20 protein-coding genes and 1 other RNA gene are annotated in these 16,809 nt (G+C 52.8%); 11 read left to right on the top strand and 10 right to left on the bottom strand.

Going from position 1 to position 16,809, the window contains the following annotated elements; all coding sequences use genetic code 11:
* Positions 1-155: 155 nt before the first annotated feature.
* From ACOTX3_RS23785 to ACOTX3_RS23770, 4 genes are all read left to right on the top strand, one after another.
* A complete protein-coding gene (locus ACOTX3_RS23785; RefSeq protein ID WP_058679562.1) occupies positions 156-530 on the top strand; it encodes a DUF2799 domain-containing protein in 375 nt (124 codons plus the stop codon).
* A gap of 154 nt (positions 531-684) precedes the next feature.
* Positions 685-1,221: a YfiR family protein gene (locus ACOTX3_RS23780; protein ID WP_028028085.1), complete on the top strand. Its 537-nt coding sequence runs from the start codon at positions 685-687 to the stop codon at positions 1,219-1,221.
* A complete protein-coding gene (dgcN, locus tag ACOTX3_RS23775; RefSeq protein ID WP_029882087.1) occupies positions 1,214-2,434 on the top strand; it encodes a diguanylate cyclase DgcN in 1,221 nt (406 codons plus the stop codon). Before ACOTX3_RS23780 ends, dgcN begins: the two co-directional genes overlap by 8 nt.
* A gap of 12 nt (positions 2,435-2,446) precedes the next feature.
* Entirely contained in the window at positions 2,447-2,932 is a 486-nt protein-coding gene (locus tag ACOTX3_RS23770) for an OmpA family protein (RefSeq protein WP_013098347.1), read from the top strand.
* Between the two features lie 2 nt (positions 2,933-2,934).
* Here ACOTX3_RS23770 and ACOTX3_RS23765 read toward each other — a convergent pair whose 3' ends face one another.
* The 7 genes from ACOTX3_RS23765 to ffh form a co-directional block, all read right to left on the bottom strand.
* On the bottom strand, positions 2,935-4,305 hold the full coding sequence (locus ACOTX3_RS23765; RefSeq protein WP_058679401.1) for a PepSY-associated TM helix domain-containing protein: 1,371 nt from the start codon (positions 4,303-4,305) through the stop codon (positions 2,935-2,937).
* Between the two features lie 37 nt (positions 4,306-4,342).
* Positions 4,343-4,747 carry a DUF2946 domain-containing protein gene (locus tag ACOTX3_RS23760; protein WP_058679402.1) on the bottom strand — a complete coding sequence of 135 codons (405 nt, stop codon included), beginning with the start codon at positions 4,745-4,747 and terminating at the stop codon, positions 4,343-4,345.
* Between the two features lie 132 nt (positions 4,748-4,879).
* Entirely contained in the window at positions 4,880-5,227 is a 348-nt protein-coding gene (gene rplS / locus ACOTX3_RS23755) for a 50S ribosomal protein L19 (protein ID WP_002914145.1), read from the bottom strand.
* A gap of 43 nt (positions 5,228-5,270) precedes the next feature.
* Entirely contained in the window at positions 5,271-6,038 is a 768-nt protein-coding gene (gene trmD, locus ACOTX3_RS23750) for a tRNA (guanosine(37)-N1)-methyltransferase TrmD (protein WP_058679403.1), read from the bottom strand.
* 31 nt (positions 6,039-6,069) lie between these two features.
* Entirely contained in the window at positions 6,070-6,609 is a 540-nt protein-coding gene (rimM, locus tag ACOTX3_RS23745) for a ribosome maturation factor RimM (protein ID WP_013098350.1), read from the bottom strand.
* A gap of 15 nt (positions 6,610-6,624) precedes the next feature.
* On the bottom strand, positions 6,625-6,873 hold the full coding sequence (rpsP, locus tag ACOTX3_RS23740; protein WP_058679404.1) for a 30S ribosomal protein S16: 249 nt from the start codon (positions 6,871-6,873) through the stop codon (positions 6,625-6,627).
* 116 nt (positions 6,874-6,989) lie between these two features.
* Positions 6,990-8,351, bottom strand: a complete 1,362-nt coding sequence (gene ffh, locus ACOTX3_RS23735; RefSeq protein ID WP_013098351.1) for a signal recognition particle protein — start codon at positions 8,349-8,351, stop codon at positions 6,990-6,992.
* A gap of 166 nt (positions 8,352-8,517) precedes the next feature.
* Here ffh and ACOTX3_RS23730 point away from each other — a divergent pair, with 166 nt between their 5' ends.
* Both ACOTX3_RS23730 and ACOTX3_RS23725 read left to right on the top strand, forming a co-directional pair.
* Entirely contained in the window at positions 8,518-9,309 is a 792-nt protein-coding gene (locus tag ACOTX3_RS23730) for a cytochrome C assembly family protein (protein ID WP_014832951.1), read from the top strand.
* 18 nt (positions 9,310-9,327) lie between these two features.
* Positions 9,328-10,614 carry an HlyC/CorC family transporter gene (locus ACOTX3_RS23725; protein ID WP_028028086.1) on the top strand — a complete coding sequence of 429 codons (1,287 nt, stop codon included), beginning with the start codon at positions 9,328-9,330 and terminating at the stop codon, positions 10,612-10,614.
* Between the two features lie 52 nt (positions 10,615-10,666).
* Here ACOTX3_RS23725 and grpE read toward each other — a convergent pair whose 3' ends face one another.
* A complete protein-coding gene (gene grpE, locus ACOTX3_RS23720; protein WP_013098354.1) occupies positions 10,667-11,260 on the bottom strand; it encodes a nucleotide exchange factor GrpE in 594 nt (197 codons plus the stop codon).
* A gap of 122 nt (positions 11,261-11,382) precedes the next feature.
* Between grpE and nadK the strand changes: the two genes are divergently transcribed.
* From nadK to bamE, 3 genes are all read left to right on the top strand, one after another.
* Complete coding sequence (gene nadK, locus ACOTX3_RS23715; protein WP_013098356.1) at positions 11,383-12,261, top strand: NAD(+) kinase; 879 nt, start codon at positions 11,383-11,385, stop codon at positions 12,259-12,261.
* Between the two features lie 85 nt (positions 12,262-12,346).
* On the top strand, positions 12,347-14,008 hold the full coding sequence (recN, locus tag ACOTX3_RS23710) for a DNA repair protein RecN (RefSeq protein WP_058679406.1): 1,662 nt from the start codon (positions 12,347-12,349) through the stop codon (positions 14,006-14,008).
* Between the two features lie 138 nt (positions 14,009-14,146).
* Entirely contained in the window at positions 14,147-14,485 is a 339-nt protein-coding gene (gene bamE, locus ACOTX3_RS23705) for an outer membrane protein assembly factor BamE (RefSeq protein WP_003863121.1), read from the top strand.
* 108 nt (positions 14,486-14,593) lie between these two features.
* Here the strand turns inward: bamE and ACOTX3_RS23700 are convergent, their stop codons facing one another.
* Both ACOTX3_RS23700 and ACOTX3_RS23695 read right to left on the bottom strand, forming a co-directional pair.
* A complete protein-coding gene (locus tag ACOTX3_RS23700; protein WP_003863119.1) occupies positions 14,594-14,881 on the bottom strand; it encodes an RnfH family protein in 288 nt (95 codons plus the stop codon).
* On the bottom strand, positions 14,871-15,308 hold the full coding sequence (locus tag ACOTX3_RS23695; protein ID WP_008502504.1) for a type II toxin-antitoxin system RatA family toxin: 438 nt from the start codon (positions 15,306-15,308) through the stop codon (positions 14,871-14,873). Before ACOTX3_RS23695 ends, ACOTX3_RS23700 begins: the two co-directional genes overlap by 11 nt.
* A 156-nt stretch (positions 15,309-15,464) precedes the next feature.
* Between ACOTX3_RS23695 and smpB the strand changes: the two genes are divergently transcribed.
* Both smpB and ssrA read left to right on the top strand, forming a co-directional pair.
* A complete protein-coding gene (gene smpB, locus ACOTX3_RS23690) occupies positions 15,465-15,947 on the top strand; it encodes an SsrA-binding protein SmpB (RefSeq protein WP_008502505.1) in 483 nt (160 codons plus the stop codon).
* Positions 15,948-16,036: 89 nt separating this feature from the next.
* Positions 16,037-16,400: a transfer-messenger RNA gene (gene ssrA / locus ACOTX3_RS23685) on the top strand.
* Positions 16,401-16,809 lie beyond the last annotated feature (409 nt).

Here is a 16,809-nt window from a genome sequence, read left to right as displayed (position 1 = left end):
GATACCACATCAAGTAAAGATTTCAATCCAAAATACGTACACCTTACTTTACAAGAGCCATTTTACTGCAAAAATCAGCCGACAAAATCGTAAACATAAAATTACACCACCACTTTCTTTTGCCAGGCTATGCTGAAGAAAAAAGGAGAATGGCTATGCGTTCAATCGCTCTGATGCTGTTGTCGCTGTTTTTATCGGGCTGTCAGATCAATCCTTATACCTTCCAGCCCGACTGGACTAGTCCCAGCTGGTTTGATGCGGGTAAAGAAGACGCCATGAATGGTCTGCCGGTTAAAGATAATCAGACGCTGGCCGATAGTTTTAACGACCCGCAGGTTGATCGTAGTGAATATCTTCGTGGCTACGCCGACGGACAGAAAAAAGTGTGTGAGGAAGGTTTTATTTACGCCTGGGGAGTAGCAGGCAAATCTTTCCCGGCCAGTTGTGATACTGTTGAAAACGCAGCAAAACTGCATGAATCATGGCAACAAGGCATGGATGAAAGTATGCGTTCCAGCAGACTTAATTAAGCCGTTTTTTATACGCCGGAATATATACAACTGTAGGATTTAGCTTAGGTCGTACTCAGTACATTTCTGACATAATGACGGCTTTGATAAACAATGGTATTCTGCCGACAACTCGTAAGGACATCTATTTTCCAGAGCGGTATGGCGGATTCTGGTGAGAAATTCATTCTTGATCTCTTTGTTCCGACTCACTCTGGTGCTAATGCTGTTCTTTATGGTGGGCCCAGCACCGGCAGCCACGTTCACAGAAACCGATAAATCGGTACGTTCGATTGTATCGGGTATTGTGAGCTATACCCGATGGCCGTCACTTTCCGGGCAACCTAAACTCTGCGTTTATGCCTCGTCTCACTACACGCAAGCACTGAGCAGCGAAGAGGGGCAAAGCGAGTTACCTTATACTCCCGTCATTGTACGTAACGATCAGGAAGCCCTGTCCGCGACGTGTGATGCTATTTATTTCGGGGCTGAATCGCCTGCAAAACAACTTGAATTAATAAGTCAATATCAGGGCAGAGCATTGCTATTAATCTCAGAGCAGAATCCGGAATGTGTTATTGGCAGTGCATTCTGCCTGATAATCGATCATAACCAGGTCAGATTTTCCGTTAATCTGGATGCATTGACGCGCAGTGGCGTACGCGTCAATCCGGATGTATTAATGCTGGCACGGAATAAGCAGCATGGATAAAGAAATCACTTCAACGCCACGTCCAACGTTTAAAAGCACGTTGAGACGAATCAGCATGATAAGCGTCATCATCACTATGACGTTAATTTGGCTCCTGCTCTGTTTTGCTTCCGTGGTGACATTAAAGCAATACGCCCAAAAAAATCTCGAATTAACCGGCGCAACAATGAGCCACAGCCTTGAAGCCTCACTGGTGTTTAATGATTCGCTGGCGGCTAACGAAACGCTCGCCACCCTGGGTAAACAGGGCCAGTTTGCCGTGGCTGAGGTTCTTAACGCGCATAAAAAGCGGTTTGCTTACTGGTCCTGGAACCCGGAAGAGAATAACGACACGCTGGGTGCATTGGTTAGCCGCTGGCTGTTCCCCGACCCGGTCGCACAGCCCATCATGCATAACGGTAATGCGATCGGCGAAATTCGCCTGACCGCACGCGATAATCTCATCAGCCATTTCATCTGGCTGTCGTTTGCCGTTCTTACCGGCTGTATTCTTTTTGCCACCGCCGTCGCACTTACGATTACACAATCTCTGCATCATGGCATGGTCACGGCGCTGCAAAACATCACCGACGTCGTGCATGACGTACGCACCAACCGCAACTTTTCCCGGCGGGTGAAGGATGGTCGCATCGAAGAATTCCACCAGTTTGGCGAAGACTTCAACAGTCTGCTGGATGAAATGGAAGAGTGGCAGCTTAAGCTGCAGGCGAAAAACGCTCAGCTACTGCGTACCGCCATGCACGATCCTCTCACCGGCCTCGCCAATCGGGCGGCGTTTCGTAGCAGCATCGCGGCATTAATGCACGACGCCTCCGCAAAAACCAACACTGCCCTGCTCTTCCTCGACGGTGATAATTTCAAGTTTATTAACGATACCTGGGGACATGCTGCGGGCGATTGCGTCCTGATTGAAGTCGCCCGCCGGATGGTTGAGTTTGGCGATAAACGTCATCAGTCATACCGCCTTGGCGGTGACGAGTTTGCGATGGTGCTGTACGGCGTACAGTCTGCCGCAGAGGTTCAACAGATTTGTGCTGCGCTGTCGCAGCAGTTTATGCGCCCGTTCGATCTGCATAACGGGCAGACAGCAACGATGTCACTTAGCATTGGCTTTGCTCTGGCGTGGGAAAGTGCCTCTGTGGAAGCATTACTGGAGCAAGCCGACCGCAACATGTACCAGGATAAAAACCAGCGTACAAAAGCAATAACTTAGAAAGGATACGATATGTTAAAGCGATACTTCGCGCCGTTATTTCTCGCTTCGATGGTACTGACGGGTTGTCAGTCACCGCCTGAAGGTAAATTCTCCCCTGAGCAAATTGCGGCGATGAAGTCATACGGTTTTAACGAACTGAATGGCGACTGGTCTTTGGGCCTGTCAGATACGATCCTGTTTGATAAAAATGACGCCAGACTGCGCCCGGAAAGTGAAGCGCAGATCCGCACCATGGCATCCCGCCTGGCGGCTACCGGCCTGAAACACGCGCGTATGGATGGCCACACCGATAATTACGGTGAAGAGAGCTACAATGAAGCGCTGTCGTTAAAACGTGCCAATGCAGTGGCTGACGTCTGGGCCAAAGGCGCCAATATCCCGCGCAGCAACCTCACCACGCAGGGATTAGGTAAAAAATATCCGGTTTCCAGCAACAGTACGGCGCAAGGGCGTGCTGAAAACCGTCGGGTCGCGGTGGTCATCAGCACGCCATAGCCTTATTTAACGGATGATTGTGCGAGCGACACGCCAGTTGCCGCTCGCCAGCGTAGCCAGTCAATCAGCATAAACAGCGCCAGGCTCACGCCCATCACCGGCAATGCCAGCCCCAGCAATACGCTGACCACCACCGTGACGGCTTTTCCCCATCCCGGGAGCGCCAGCCAGCACTGACAAAGCGTCTGAAGCGGATCCGCCGTCGATTGCGCCGGACGACGCATCCACCACATCCGGTATCCCCAGACAATCAGCACACACAGCGCCAGGCCAAATGCGACGAGCAGTAACTGGTTAACCAGCCCGAATAAGATCCCCATATGGAAATCCACCCCCCAGCGGGTCAGCTTTGCCATTAACGGGAAATCCTCAAAGCGGGTTCTGTCCAGAATTTGCATGGAATTTGGATCCACCGCAACGGCATCCACCTGGGTCGGCCAGCGGCGGTCAATTTCCGTCACGGTCCACGCCTGGTCAGCGCTTTTCGCCGGGCGGATTTCGAGTTTATTCGCATCAATCCCGGCCTGGCGAGCAGCGTGCAATACGCCGTCGAACTGGGTCAGATCCATCGTCATGTCGGGCATCATCATGCCAGCATGATGCCCATGGTGTTCAGCGTGCTCATCCATCGTGACGGGCGCACCCGAAAGCGTGGTGTTCACCTGCGGCGTGAGCCAGTTCATCTGCGCGCGCAGTTTATCCACATTGCCGCCCGCCCACTGGGACCACGTCAGGCCGGTCGCAGAAAACAGCAACATTCCCCCCAGCAGCACCCAGCCCAGCGTGACATGCAGGCGACGCCGGTTCTGAAAACGATTGTTGAGCCGACGTTTTGGCCGGGTATAAAACCACAGCGCAATCCCGCCCAGCGCGGCGACCCACATCCACGAGGCGGCCAGCTCGCTGTAGAGCCGACCAACGTTACCCAGCATCAGGGACGTATGCAGATAATCAATAGTCTGGCGTAGCGGTAAAATCCCGCTGGTGCCATACACGGTCATATCGCCACGCACCGCAAGAGTAACGGGATCGATAAAAATAGCGCGGGTCTCCGATGGGCCAAGCGACGGGTCGGCAAACATCACCCGGGTGGTTTCACCCGCAGCCAGGCCAGGACGAACGGCGTATAAACGCAGCTCGGTGCTGATGTTTTTTTCCGCCACGGCGATCTGTTCCGCCAGCGGTTGGAGTTCCCCCACGGAATCCGTATGGAGCGCGTGCCGGTACAGAATATTTTCCAGCTGCGGTGTCGCCACGTACAGCGTACCGGTCAGCGCGGCGAAGAAGATAAACGGGCCGACAAACAGCCCGACATAGAAATGGAGTCGACGCAGCAGGTTTCCCCATGCCGCGCGCGGAGTGCAGGTAGTCATACTTTTCCTTTTTAAGGCAAAAAGTTATCGATATTTTTTAAAGGGAAAAAGCAGACTGCCGCGGCGGCGCGCGGGTATCAGGATAAAGCCAGGGGAAAAAGTGCCAGTGGCTGACAGCCTGACGCAGCGTACTGACACGCAGCCTTTGCAGCACGGTACTGAGCAGCACAATCAGCGCGAGTATCATGCCCGGCACGTGGGCTAATAGCACGCAGTAGCCACAGGCTTCCGCATGATCAACCGGCATGCTGTGCTGCATATCGCCGTGGTGCTCATCCATCGACATCATGCTCATGTCATGGTGCATCCCCGGCATGGCACTCATGGGATCTTTTTGCAGCGAGACGGAGATCAGCGGTGCGATCACGATCAGCAGGATCGCAAACAGCGCGGTCAATGCCGCTGCGCGTTTCCAGTTATGCTGATGCAGTACGTTAATCACTTACCCTCCACGGAAGAGGCCAGCATTGTAAATGATTTATGACGAAAGGGTTAACACGAGAGATGCGATGGGATAAAAAAAGGGCCAGCCTTTCGGCCAGCCCTTTCTAACAGGATGTCGCTTAAGCGAATCTTAGTTCAGACGCTCTTTAATACGAGCAGACTTACCAGTACGCTCACGCAGGTAGTACAGTTTAGCTTTACGTACAGCACCACGACGTTTAACAGCAATGCTGTCAACTACCGGAGAGTGAGTCTGGAAGACACGCTCAACGCCTTCGCCGTTGGAAATTTTACGAACAGTGAATGCAGAGTGCAGACCGCGGTTACGAATAGCGATAACCACGCCCTCGAATGCCTGCAGACGTTTTTTGGAACCTTCAACAACCCATACTTTCACTTCCACGGTGTCACCTGGACGGAAGGAAGGTACGTCCTGCTTCATCTGCTCTTGTTCAAGTTGCTTAATAATGTTGCTCATAATTTAATCTCTTATCCTGGGTAAACTGATATTCGGGAGCGTATTACGCATTCCCATCATGTTCATGCTGCTGTTGCGCGTGTTCAGTTTTGAACTCGGCCAGCAACTTTGCTTGCTCTTCAGTCAGAGCCAGGTTTTCCAGAAGTTCAGGTCTTCTAAGCCAGGTTCGGCCCAGCGACTGCTTCAAACGCCAGCGACGTATCTCAGCATGGTTTCCTGACAGTAACACTGCCGGGACTTCCATCCCTTCTAACACTTCAGGACGGGTATAGTGTGGACAGTCCAGCAACCCATCGGCAAAGGAATCTTCCGTTGCCGAAGCTTCATGGCCCAGTACTCCCGGAATGAACCGGGCGACGGAGTCAATCAGCGTCATTGCGGGTAACTCACCACCGCTGAGAACGTAATCGCCGATAGACCATTCTTCGTCAATCTCGGTTTGAATTACGCGCTCATCTATCCCTTCGTAGCGACCACAGACCAGAATCATTTTTTGATTCGTCGCCAGTTCGCTGACGCCCGCTTGATCAAGCTTGCGTCCCTGAGGTGACAGATAAATCACCTTTGCGCCTTCACCTGCCGCGGCTTTTGCTGTGTGAATGGCGTCCCGTAAGGGTTGCACCATCATTAACATCCCCGGTCCGCCGCCGTAAGGACGATCGTCCACGGTACGGTGCCGGTCATGCGTGAAGTCACGAGGACTCCAGCTCTGGATGCTCAGCAGGCCATTCTTTACTGCCCGGCCAGTTACCCCGTAATCGGTAATCGCGCGGAACATTTCAGGAAACAGGCTAATTATGCCAATCCACATAGCGCCGTCTTTTACCGTTTATCCGGAGAATTTAAAAACCAGGATCCCAATCTACTTCAATCGTTTGAGTAGCGAGATCGACTTTCTTGATAACCTGTCCATCGAGGAACGGAACCAACCGCTCCTTGATGCCAAATGCATCTTTCAGGTTTGCCTTAATGACGAGAACGTCATTGGACCCGGTTTCCATCATGTCGATGACTTTCCCCAGGCTGTAGCCTTCAGTAGTGACTACCTGGCAACCCATAAGGTCTTTCCAGTAATAGTCGCCTTCTTCGAGCTCCGGCAACTGCGACGAATCCACGACAATTTCACAATTAGTCAGTGCATTCGCGGCATCACGATCGTCAACGCCTTTCAGCTTGATGATGATGTCCTGATTGTGGTGACGCCAGCTTTCCAGCTCGACCTCTTCCCACTTACCGCCTTTCTGGATAAACCAGGGCTGGTAATTAAAAATGCTATCAGCGTCTTCAGTGGAGGAAAACACTCTGAGCCAACCACGGATACCGTAGCAAGAACCCATTTTGCCCAATACAATCGGTTCAACAGGTGCTTTATTGCTCATCATGACCACCGTGACAGATTAAGCTTCTTTGTTTGCTGCTTTGATCAGCGTAGCAACGCGATCGGAAACAGTCGCGCCCTGGCCAACCCAGTGAGCGATACGATCCAGATCCAGACGAGTTTCTTCTTCTGCGCCAGCGGCCAGTGGGTTGAAGAAACCAACGCGCTCGATGAAGCGACCGTTGCGTGCATTACGGCTGTCAGTCACAACAACCTGGTAGAACGGACGCTTTTTAGCGCCGTGACGTGCTAAACGAATAGTTACCATAACATCCTCTTGTGTGAATAAAACAACCGGGCCCCATCGAGGAACGGAGCCCGGGTGTCATATTAAAAGCCCGAAAATTTTACTCATTTTCGGGCAAAAAGCAATCTCAAAAGCGATTATCGCCCAGGAAAACCGGGTGGCATCATGCCTTTCATGCCACGCATCATTTTCGCCATGCCGCCTTTCTTCATTTTCTTCATCATGCGCTGCATGTCGTCGAACTGTTTCAGAAGGCGGTTAACGTCCTGCACCTGCATGCCGCAACCGGCTGCGATACGGCGCTTACGGGAACCTTTGATGATATCCGGGTTAGCACGCTCTTTGAGGGTCATTGAGTTGATGATCGCCTCCATACGCACCAGCACCTTGTCATCCATCTGCGCTTTTACGTTGTCTGGGATCTGGCCCATGCCCGGCAGCTTGCCCATCAGGCTTGCCATGCCGCCCATGTTTTTCATCTGACGCAACTGCTCAAGGAAGTCGGTCAGATCGAAACCGTCGCCTTTTTTCAGCTTGCTGGCCAGCTTCTCGGCCTGCGCACGGTCAACTTTGCTCTCGATATCTTCAATCAGCGACAGCACGTCGCCCATGCCGAGGATACGGGAGGCAATACGGTCCGGGTGGAACGGCTCCAGCGCTTCGGTTTTTTCGCCCACACCGAGGAATTTGATCGGCTTACCGGTGATATGACGAATAGAAAGCGCCGCACCGCCGCGGGCGTCACCGTCCACTTTGGTCAGCACCACGCCGGTTAACGGCAGCGCTTCGTTGAACGCTTTCGCGGTGTTCGCCGCATCCTGGCCGGTCATGGCGTCAACCACAAACAGGGTCTCTACCGGGTTGATAGAAGCATGCACCTGTTTGATTTCGTCCATCATCGCTTCGTCGACGTGCAGACGACCGGCGGTATCCACCAGCAGCACGTCGTAGAACTTCAGCTTCGCCTCTTTCAGCGCTGCGTTCACGATGTCGACTGGCTTCTGGGCCACGTCAGACGGGAAGAAATCGACCCCAACCTGCTGCGCCAGGGTCTCCAGCTGTTTGATCGCCGCCGGGCGATAAACGTCCGCAGAAACCACAAGCACCTTTTTCTTGTGCTTCTCGCGCAGGAATTTACCCAGCTTACCGACGCTGGTGGTTTTACCCGCACCCTGCAGACCCGCCATCAACACGACGGCCGGAGGCTGAGCCGCCAGGTTTAGAACCTGGTTCTCTTCGCCCATCGCCGAAACCAGTTCGTTACGAACGATTTTGACGAACTCCTGACCCGGGGTCAGGCTCTTGTTAACTTCATGACCAACCGCCTTCTCTTTAACGCGGTTGATAAAATCACGAACAACCGGCAACGCGACGTCTGCTTCCAGCAGCGCCATGCGCACTTCGCGCAGCGTTTCCTTGATGTTGTCTTCGGTAAGGCGTCCGCGGCCGCTGATGTTGCGCAGCGTGCGCGACAAACGATCGGTTAAATTATCAAACATTGTCTCTCGCCTGAGTAGAAACGTTGGGCCGCCATGAGCGACACATACACAGAATTTTGCCGGAGTATAACATGAAGGCGCCTTTGTTGTTATGCAACGGTTGGAGCAGGCGTCACGTAACGTTATACTGCTTCTCTTTCTTATTAAGACAACTGTCGATGCCTATATGCCTGTTTTCGCACTGATCGCCCTTGTTGCCTACTCTGTCAGCCTTGCGCTGATCATTCCCGGACTGCTGCAAAAAAACAGCGGCTGGCGGCGCATGGCTATTCTGTCGGCGGTGATCGCACTGATTAGTCACGCTTTTGCGCTGGAATCGCGCATCATTCCCGGTGACGGCAGCGTGCAAAACCTGAGCGTGCTGAACGTCGGTTCGCTGGTTAGCCTGATGATCTGTACGGTGATGACCATTGTCGCCTCTAAGAATCGTGGTTGGCTGTTGCTGCCCATTGTTTATGCCTTCGCGCTGATCAATCTGGCCTTAGCCACCTTTATGCCCAATGAGTTCATTACGCATCTGGAAGCCACGCCGGGCATGCTGGTGCATATCGGCCTGTCGCTGTTCTCTTACGCAACGCTGATCATTGCCGCGCTCTATGCCATGCAGCTCGCCTGGATTGACTACCAGTTGAAAAACAAAAAGCTGGCGTTTAACCATGAGATGCCGCCGCTGATGGTCATTGAGCGTAAGATGTTCCACATCACCCAGGTCGGCGTAGTATTATTGACCTTAACGCTCTGCACTGGCCTGTTTTATATGAAAAACCTGTTCAGCGTGGAGAATATCGACAAAGCGGTGCTCTCCATCATCGCGTGGTTTGTCTATATTGTGCTGTTATGGGGCCATTATCATGAGGGCTGGCGCGGTCGTCGCGTGGTCTGGTTCAATGTCGCGGGTGCGGGCATACTCACCCTTGCCTATTTCGGAAGTCGCTTCATACAGCAATTTGCTGGCTAAGTAACAAAGGAGTTCCCCCTGGAACACATCTCTACCACCACGCTGATCGTTACGCTGATCGTCATGGTGGTCATCTCCGCCTATTTCTCTGGCTCGGAAACCGGCATGATGACCTTAAACCGCTACCGGTTACGTCATCGTGCTAAACAGGGTAACCGTGCCGCACGTCGCGTTGAAAAACTGCTCCGTAAACCGGATCGCCTGATAAGCCTGGTGCTTATCGGTAACAACCTCGTCAATATCCTCGCCTCTGCGCTGGGCACCATTGTCGGGATGCGACTGTACGGCAACGCCGGGGTCGCGATTGCTACCGGCGTACTGACGTTTGTGGTGCTGGTGTTTGCGGAAGTGCTGCCCAAAACCATCGCTGCGCTTTACCCGGAAAAAGTGGCTTACCCGAGCAGCTTCCTGCTGGCACCGCTGCTGATCCTGATGATGCCGCTGGTCTGGCTGTTGAATATGGTCACCCGTATCCTGATGCGCATGGTCGGTATCAAAGCCGACGTCGCCATCAGCAGTGCACTCAGCAAAGACGAGCTGCGCACCATCGTGAACGAATCCCGCTCGCAGATTTCACGCCGCAATCAGGACATGCTCCTGTCGGTGCTGGATCTGGAAAAGGTCAGCGTTAACGACATTATGGTGCCGCGTAACGAAATCGTCGGGATTGATATTAACGACGACTGGAAGGCCATCGTCCGCCAGCTGACCCACTCCCCGCACGGACGCATTGTGCTGTATCGCGACTCCCTGGACGATGCCATCAGTATGCTACGCGTGCGGGAAGCCTATCGCCTGATGACCGAGAAAAAAGAGTTCACTAAAGAGGTGATGCTGCGCGCCGCCGACGAGATTTACTACGTGCCGGAAGGAACGCCGCTCAGCACGCAGCTGGTGAAATTCCAGCGTAACAAAAAGAAAGTCGGTCTGGTGGTCGATGAGTATGGCGATATTCAGGGGCTGGTGACGGTCGAAGATATTCTGGAAGAGATTGTTGGAGACTTTACCACCTCCATGTCCCCTTCTCTTGCGGAAGAGGTCACGCCGCAAAACGACGGTTCGGTTCTGATTGACGGCAGCGCGAACATCCGCGAACTCAATAAAGCCTTTAACTGGCATCTGCCGGAAGATGAGGCTCGTACCATGAACGGGATGATTCTGGAAGCGCTGGAAGAGATCCCGGCGGCGGGCACGCGGGTGCGCATTGAACAGTATGATATTGATATCCTGGACGTGCAGGACAATATGATTAAGCAGGTGAAGGTCCTGCCTGTTAAACCACTGCGCGAAAGTATCGCGGAATAAAGTTGTAGGCCGGGCAAGGCGAAGCCGCCGCCCGGCACTACGGAGCGGCAAATTACGCTTTCGCTTTCGCCACGGTTACCATCGCAGCACGGATGGTACGGCCGTTCAGGGTATACCCTTTCTGCATCACGCCCAGCACTTTACCGGCTTCAACGTCTTCTGATTCCACCATCGCAATTGCCTGGTGTACGTTAGGATCCAGCGGGACGTCGGTATCGGCAATCACTTCCACACCAAACTTACGCACCACGTCCAGCATGGATTTCAGCGTCAGTTCGATACCTTCGATCATCGCCGCGTTGTCCGGATTCGCTTTATCAGCCACTTCCAGCGCGCGATCGAGGCTGTCGATTACCGGCAGCAGTTCGTTGACGAATTTCTCCAGCGCAAACTTATGCGCCTTCTCAACGTCCTGTTCGGTACGACGACGCAGGTTTTCCATTTCCGCCTTGATGCGCAGAACACTGTCGCGTTCGCGATTCTGTGCTTCTACCAGTTGGGCTTCCAGATTCGCAATTTTTTCATCGCGCGGGTCCACCTGCTCAGCAGATGCGTCTGGCTCTACAGCCTCAACTTCATCGTGCTGTTCCGTGATAATTTCTTCAGGGGCTTGCCCCTCAGGCGTTTTCTGTTCTTTACTACTCATGAATTTCTCCGCGTTTTTCTGCATTCATCTCGCTAACTTCGCTTATTATGGGGATCAGTTTCCTGGATTCAAGGGAACAAGAGAGATTGTCATCATTCATCAGGCACAAGGACCTCCAGAAAATGAATAATCATTTCAGGTGTATTGGGATCGTCGGGCACCCGCGTCACCCTACGGCATTGACGACACATGAAATGTTGTATCGCTGGCTGTGTAGCAAAGGCTATGAAGTGATGGTTGAGCAGCAGATCGCTCAGGAGCTGCAGCTTAAGAGCGTTAAAACCGGCACGCTGGCAGAGATTGGACAGCAGGCGGATCTTGCCGTGGTGGTCGGCGGCGACGGCAACATGCTCGGCGCGGCTCGCACGCTGGCCCGCTACGACATAAAAGTCATCGGCATCAACCGTGGCAATCTCGGTTTTCTGACCGACCTCGACCCGGACAACGCGCAGCAGCAGCTGGCCGATGTGCTGGAAGGACATTACATCAGCGAAAAACGTTTTTTACTGGAAGCGCAGGTGTGTCAGCAGGACTGCCAGAAACGCATCAGTACCGCCATTAACGAGGTGGTACTTCACCCCGGCAAAGTGGCGCATATGATTGAGTTCGAAGTGTATATCGATGAAATCTTCGCGTTCTCCCAGCGCTCTGACGGGCTGATTATCTCCACGCCGACGGGCTCGACCGCCTATTCGCTTTCCGCGGGAGGACCAATCCTGACGCCTTCGCTGGATGCCATAACGCTGGTGCCGATGTTCCCGCACACTCTTTCTGCCCGCCCGCTGGTGATTAACGGCAGCAGCACCATCCGCCTGCGTTTCTCGCACCGCCGTAATGACCTGGAGATCAGCTGCGACAGCCAGATCGCACTGCCTATTCAGGAAGGTGAAGATGTGCTAATTCGTCGGTGTGATTATCACCTGAACCTTATTCATCCGAAAGATTACAGCTATTTCAACACATTAAGCTCGAAGCTTGGCTGGTCAAAAAAATTGTTCTGATTTTGCATCCAGTACTTTACTGTATAAAAAACCAGTTTATACTGTATGAAAACACAGATATGGTTTTTCATACAGGAAAACAATTATGCTGGCACAACTGACCATCAGCAACTTTGCCATTGTTCGTGAGCTTGAGATCGATTTCCACAGCGGCATGACGGCGATCACCGGGGAAACCGGTGCGGGTAAATCCATTGCCATTGATGCCCTCGGCTTGTGCCTTGGCGGGCGTGCTGAGGGTGACATGGTGCGCATGGGTGCCAACCGTGCTGACCTCTGTGCTCGCTTTTCCCTGAAAGACACCCCTGCAGCCCTGCGCTGGCTCGAAGAAAACCAGCTTGAAGATGGACGTGAGTGTTTACTTCGTCGCGTTATCAGCAGCGACGGTCGTTCACGCGGTTTTATCAACGGCACGGCGGTACCACTTTCTCAGCTTCGCGAGCTGGGCCAGTTGCTTATTCAGATCCATGGTCAGCACGCGCATCAGCAGCTGGTTAAGCCGGAGCAGCAAAAATCGCTACTCGATGGCTATGCAGGTGAGTATGCACTTACTCAGTTGATGGCAGAACACTATCGCCAGTGGCACCAGAGCTGCCGCGAGCTGGCTCAGCATCAGCAGCAAAGCCAGGAGCGTGCCGCACGCGCCGAGCTGCTGGAGTATCAGCTCAAAGAACTGAACGAGTTTAACCCGCAGGCGGGTGAGTTCGAACTCATTGACGAAGAGTACAAGCGTCTGGCCAACAGTGGCCATCTGCTCTCTACCAGCCAGAACGCCCTCACCTTACTGGCAGATGGCGAAGACGTTAATCTGCAAAGCCAGCTGTATAACGTGCGTCAGCTTGTTACCGAGCTGGCGGGCATGGACAGCAAACTGTCCGGCGTGCTGGATATGCTGGAAGAGGCGGCGATTCAAATCTCTGAAGCCGGTGATGAACTGCGCCACTACTGTGAACGTCTGGATCTCGATCCCAATCGCCTGTTTGAGCTGGAACAGCGCATTTCCCGTCAGATTTCTTTGGCGCGCAAGCACCACGTCACGCCAGAAGAGTTGCCTGCTTTTTATCAGTCTCTCCTTGATGAACAGCAGCAACTTGACGATCAGGCTGATTCACTGGAAACGCTGACTCTGGCGGTAAACCAGCACCATCAGCAGGCGCTGACCACGGCGAAAAGGCTGCATGAAGTTCGTCAGCATTATGCTCAGGAACTCAGCCAGCACATAACCGACAGCATGCATACGCTGGCGATGCCACACGGCATATTCACGATTGATGTCCGCTTCGAAGAGAACTCCCTGACGGCGGAAGGCGCGGATCGCATCGAATTCCGTGTCACCACCAACCCAGGCCAGCCGTTACAGCCTATTTCCAAAGTGGCATCCGGTGGTGAGCTCTCCCGTATTGCTCTGGCGATCCAGGTTATCACCGCCCGTAAAATGGAAACCCCAGCCCTGATTTTCGATGAAGTGGATGTGGGAATTAGCGGCCCGACGGCGGCGGTAGTGGGTAAACTGCTGCGCCAGCTCGGTGAATCGACTCAGGTGATGTGCGTCACCCACCTGCCGCAGGTGGCGGGCTGTGGTCATCATCACTTTATCGTCAGCAAAGAAACGGATGGTGAAATGACCGAAACGCACATGAAACCGCTGGATAAACGCTCGCGCCTGCAGGAGCTGGCTCGTCTGCTGGGAGGCAGCGAAGTTACCCGCAATACGCTCGCGAATGCGAAAGAACTACTGGCGGCATAAACTTTTTCGGGATCTCAGGGTCATACAGAACAACAAAAACGCCGCCAGACCGGTTTCAAAGTGGGGCAAGGTCTATTATCATCGGCATATTACATATGAGCCGCGTACTGCTCGGGCCCGAAAAGGAATCAAATCACTATGCGCTGTAAAACGCTGACCGCTGCCGCTGCGGTTCTTCTGATGTTGACCGCAGGCTGTTCCACTCTGGAGAAAGTGGTTTACCGTCCTGACATCAACCAGGGGAACTACCTTACCCCTAACGATGTGTCTAAAATCCGTGTAGGGATGACACAACAGCAGGTCGCTTATGCACTGGGAACCCCGATGATGTCCGATCCGTTCGGCACCAACACCTGGTTCTATGTATTCCGTCAGCAGCCAGGCCACGAAGATGTGACCCAGCAGACCCTGACGCTGACCTTCAGCAGCGCCGGTGTGTTGACCAACATCGACAACAAGCCTGCCCTGACCAAATAATCCGGCGTCAGAAATGCAAAAAGGTGCTCAATGAGCACCTTTTTTGTATCGACATTTCGCACTGGATCGTAGCCCCGGTAAGCGCAGCGCCACTGGGGGAGAAAAGCACTACTTACCAGATTTCTCCGCACGCTGGCGGCGCAGCTCTTTCGGGTCGGCAATCAGCGGGCGATAAATCTCCACCCGGTCGCCCTCTTTCAGCACATCACCCAGTTTCACCGGGCGGCTGTAAATGCCGACTTTATTTTTTGCCAGATCGATATCGCGACGAAGCTCCAGAATGCCAGAAGCTCGGATAGCCGCCTCAACGGTTGCACCCTCTTCCAGCGTCACGCGCTGCAGATACTGCTTCTCCGGCAACGCGTAGACCACTTCCACAGCTATCTTATGCGACACTGTAGACCTCTTTGGCGCGGGTCGTGAACGCCTGAACCATATTGGACGCCAGCTCTTTGAAGATGCGGCCAAACGCCAGCTCAATCAGCTTATTGGTAAACTCAAAGTCCAGATGGAACTCGATGCGGCAGGCATCAGCGCTCAGCGGCGTAAACTTCCAGCCTCCCATCAGGGTCTTGAATGGACCATCCACCAGATGCATCAAAATACTCTGATTGTTCGTCAGCGTATTGCGGGTGGTGAACGTCTTGCTGATCCCCGCTTTGGAGACATCCACCGCCGCCGTCATCTGCGTCGGGCCAGACTCCAGAACGCGGCTCCCGGTACACCCAGGGATAAATTCTGGATAAGACTGAACATCGTTCACTAACTGATACATTTGTTCCGCGCTGTAAGGTACAAGCGCAGTACGGCTAATCTGAGGCATAGCATTTCCCATGGTCACACAACGGACAAATAATAACATTTATCACCTGTTAAAAAAACGCTAAGCCTCATCTCGTGCTAAGATAGCGCGTTAGACCTCACAGGACGCAATGAGGTGACTTTTTGAAATCAGATTACCGACGGCTTTACGACACTTATGACGAAGAAAAAAGCACATAAACCAGGCTCGGCGACCATTGCGCTCAACAAGCGTGCTCGCCATGAGTATTTCATTGAAGAAGAATTTGAAGCTGGCCTTGCCCTGCAGGGCTGGGAAGTAAAATCGCTGCGCGCCGGGAAAGCCAACATCGGCGATAGCTACGTCATCCTGAAAGATGGCGAAGCCTTCCTGTTCGGTGCCAACTTTACGCCGCTGACTGTCGCCTCTTCGCACTACGTGTGTGACCCAACGCGTACCCGTAAGCTGCTGCTGAACAAGCGTGAACTGGAATCCCTCTACGGGCGCATTAACCGTGAAGGCTTTACCGTGGTCGCGCTGTCGCTGTACTGGAAAAACGCCTGGTGCAAAGTGAAAGTTGGCGTTGCCAAAGGTAAAAAACAGCACGACAAACGTACTGACCTGAAAGAGCGCGAATGGCAGCTCGACAAAGCACGCATTATGAAAAACGCAGGACGTTGATTCTGCACACTTATTGTACTATTCAATAAGTTAGCGTTCCGGGCTGGTATCCAGGAAGTGAAATCTGGTATACTGAGTTCAACACTATTGGGGCTGATTCTGGATTCGACGGGATTTGCGAAACCCAAGGTGCATGCCGAGGGGCGGTTTGCCTCGTTAAAAGCCGCAAAAAAATAGTCGCAAACGACGAAAACTACGCTTTAGCAGCTTAATAACCTGCTCTGAGCCCTCTCTCCCTAGCTTCCGCTCTTAAGACGGGGATCAAAGAGAGGTCAAACCCAAAAGAGATCGCGTGGAAGCCCTGCCTGGGGTTGAAGCGTTAAAACTAATCAGGCTAGTTCGTTAGTGGCGTGTCTGTCCGCAGCTGGCGTGCGAATGTAAAGACAAACTAAGCATGTAGTACCGAGGATGTAGAAATTTCGGACGCGGGTTCAACTCCCGCCAGCTCCACCAAACATTCATTCATGATGTATCATGAACTTTAAAAAATCCTGCAACTTTAACGAGTTGCAGGATTTTTTTTGTTGCGTGTATGGTCATGATATCTGAATGGATCTTGAGCATTCTGTATCTTGTTTTGCACCGCGTTGCCAGAACGCTAAAAAATTAAAATTCCCAACAAACTCAACCAATTCATCCAGCAATTACACCGTCTTCAACCATTAAGATCATGTCTGGGCTCGTTAGTACCAGCCCTTTTCCTCTCGAACAAAGTACACCCACCCGCCTTAATCTCGCCATGACGTTTGTTTAGCCATGTGACCTGCCCCCACGATTAGATACAACACTCAGTTAGTAACGTCGGAATCTTCATTCTCAGAATGACCCTTTCTCCAGCCCGCTGCAAATTCAGACGGTGTCT

This window comes from Enterobacter cloacae complex sp. IR5384 (assembly GCF_049237265.1).
Lineage (GTDB): Bacteria > Pseudomonadota > Gammaproteobacteria > Enterobacterales > Enterobacteriaceae > Enterobacter > Enterobacter cloacae.
The sequence above is the reverse complement of the archived record's forward strand: the minus strand, read 5'-3'. Positions and strand labels throughout refer to the sequence as shown.

What these genes read in the sequence shown, in the direction of transcription:
- ACOTX3_RS23785 (WP_058679562.1), top strand. Translation starts at nt 156, where the DNA reads ATGCGTTCAATCGCTCTGATGCTGTTGTCGCTGTTTTTATCGGGCTGT.
- dgcN (WP_029882087.1), top strand. Translation starts at nt 1,214, where the DNA reads ATGGATAAAGAAATCACTTCAACGCCACGTCCAACGTTTAAAAGCACG.
- ACOTX3_RS23770 (WP_013098347.1), top strand. Translation starts at nt 2,447, where the DNA reads ATGTTAAAGCGATACTTCGCGCCGTTATTTCTCGCTTCGATGGTACTG.
- ACOTX3_RS23765 (WP_058679401.1), bottom strand. Translation starts at nt 4,305, where the DNA reads ATGACTACCTGCACTCCGCGCGCGGCATGGGGAAACCTGCTGCGTCGA.
- rplS (WP_002914145.1), bottom strand. Translation starts at nt 5,227, where the DNA reads ATGAGCAACATTATTAAGCAACTTGAACAAGAGCAGATGAAGCAGGAC.
- trmD (WP_058679403.1), bottom strand. Translation starts at nt 6,038, where the DNA reads ATGTGGATTGGCATAATTAGCCTGTTTCCTGAAATGTTCCGCGCGATT.
- rimM (WP_013098350.1), bottom strand. Translation starts at nt 6,609, where the DNA reads ATGATGAGCAATAAAGCACCTGTTGAACCGATTGTATTGGGCAAAATG.
- rpsP (WP_058679404.1), bottom strand. Translation starts at nt 6,873, where the DNA reads ATGGTAACTATTCGTTTAGCACGTCACGGCGCTAAAAAGCGTCCGTTC.
- ffh (WP_013098351.1), bottom strand. Translation starts at nt 8,351, where the DNA reads ATGTTTGATAATTTAACCGATCGTTTGTCGCGCACGCTGCGCAACATC.
- ACOTX3_RS23730 (WP_014832951.1), top strand. Translation starts at nt 8,518, where the DNA reads ATGCCTGTTTTCGCACTGATCGCCCTTGTTGCCTACTCTGTCAGCCTT.
- grpE (WP_013098354.1), bottom strand. Translation starts at nt 11,260, where the DNA reads ATGAGTAGTAAAGAACAGAAAACGCCTGAGGGGCAAGCCCCTGAAGAA.
- nadK (WP_013098356.1), top strand. Translation starts at nt 11,383, where the DNA reads ATGAATAATCATTTCAGGTGTATTGGGATCGTCGGGCACCCGCGTCAC.
- recN (WP_058679406.1), top strand. Translation starts at nt 12,347, where the DNA reads ATGCTGGCACAACTGACCATCAGCAACTTTGCCATTGTTCGTGAGCTT.
- bamE (WP_003863121.1), top strand. Translation starts at nt 14,147, where the DNA reads ATGCGCTGTAAAACGCTGACCGCTGCCGCTGCGGTTCTTCTGATGTTG.
- ACOTX3_RS23695 (WP_008502504.1), bottom strand. Translation starts at nt 15,308, where the DNA reads ATGCCTCAGATTAGCCGTACTGCGCTTGTACCTTACAGCGCGGAACAA.
- smpB (WP_008502505.1), top strand. Translation starts at nt 15,465, where the DNA reads ATGACGAAGAAAAAAGCACATAAACCAGGCTCGGCGACCATTGCGCTC.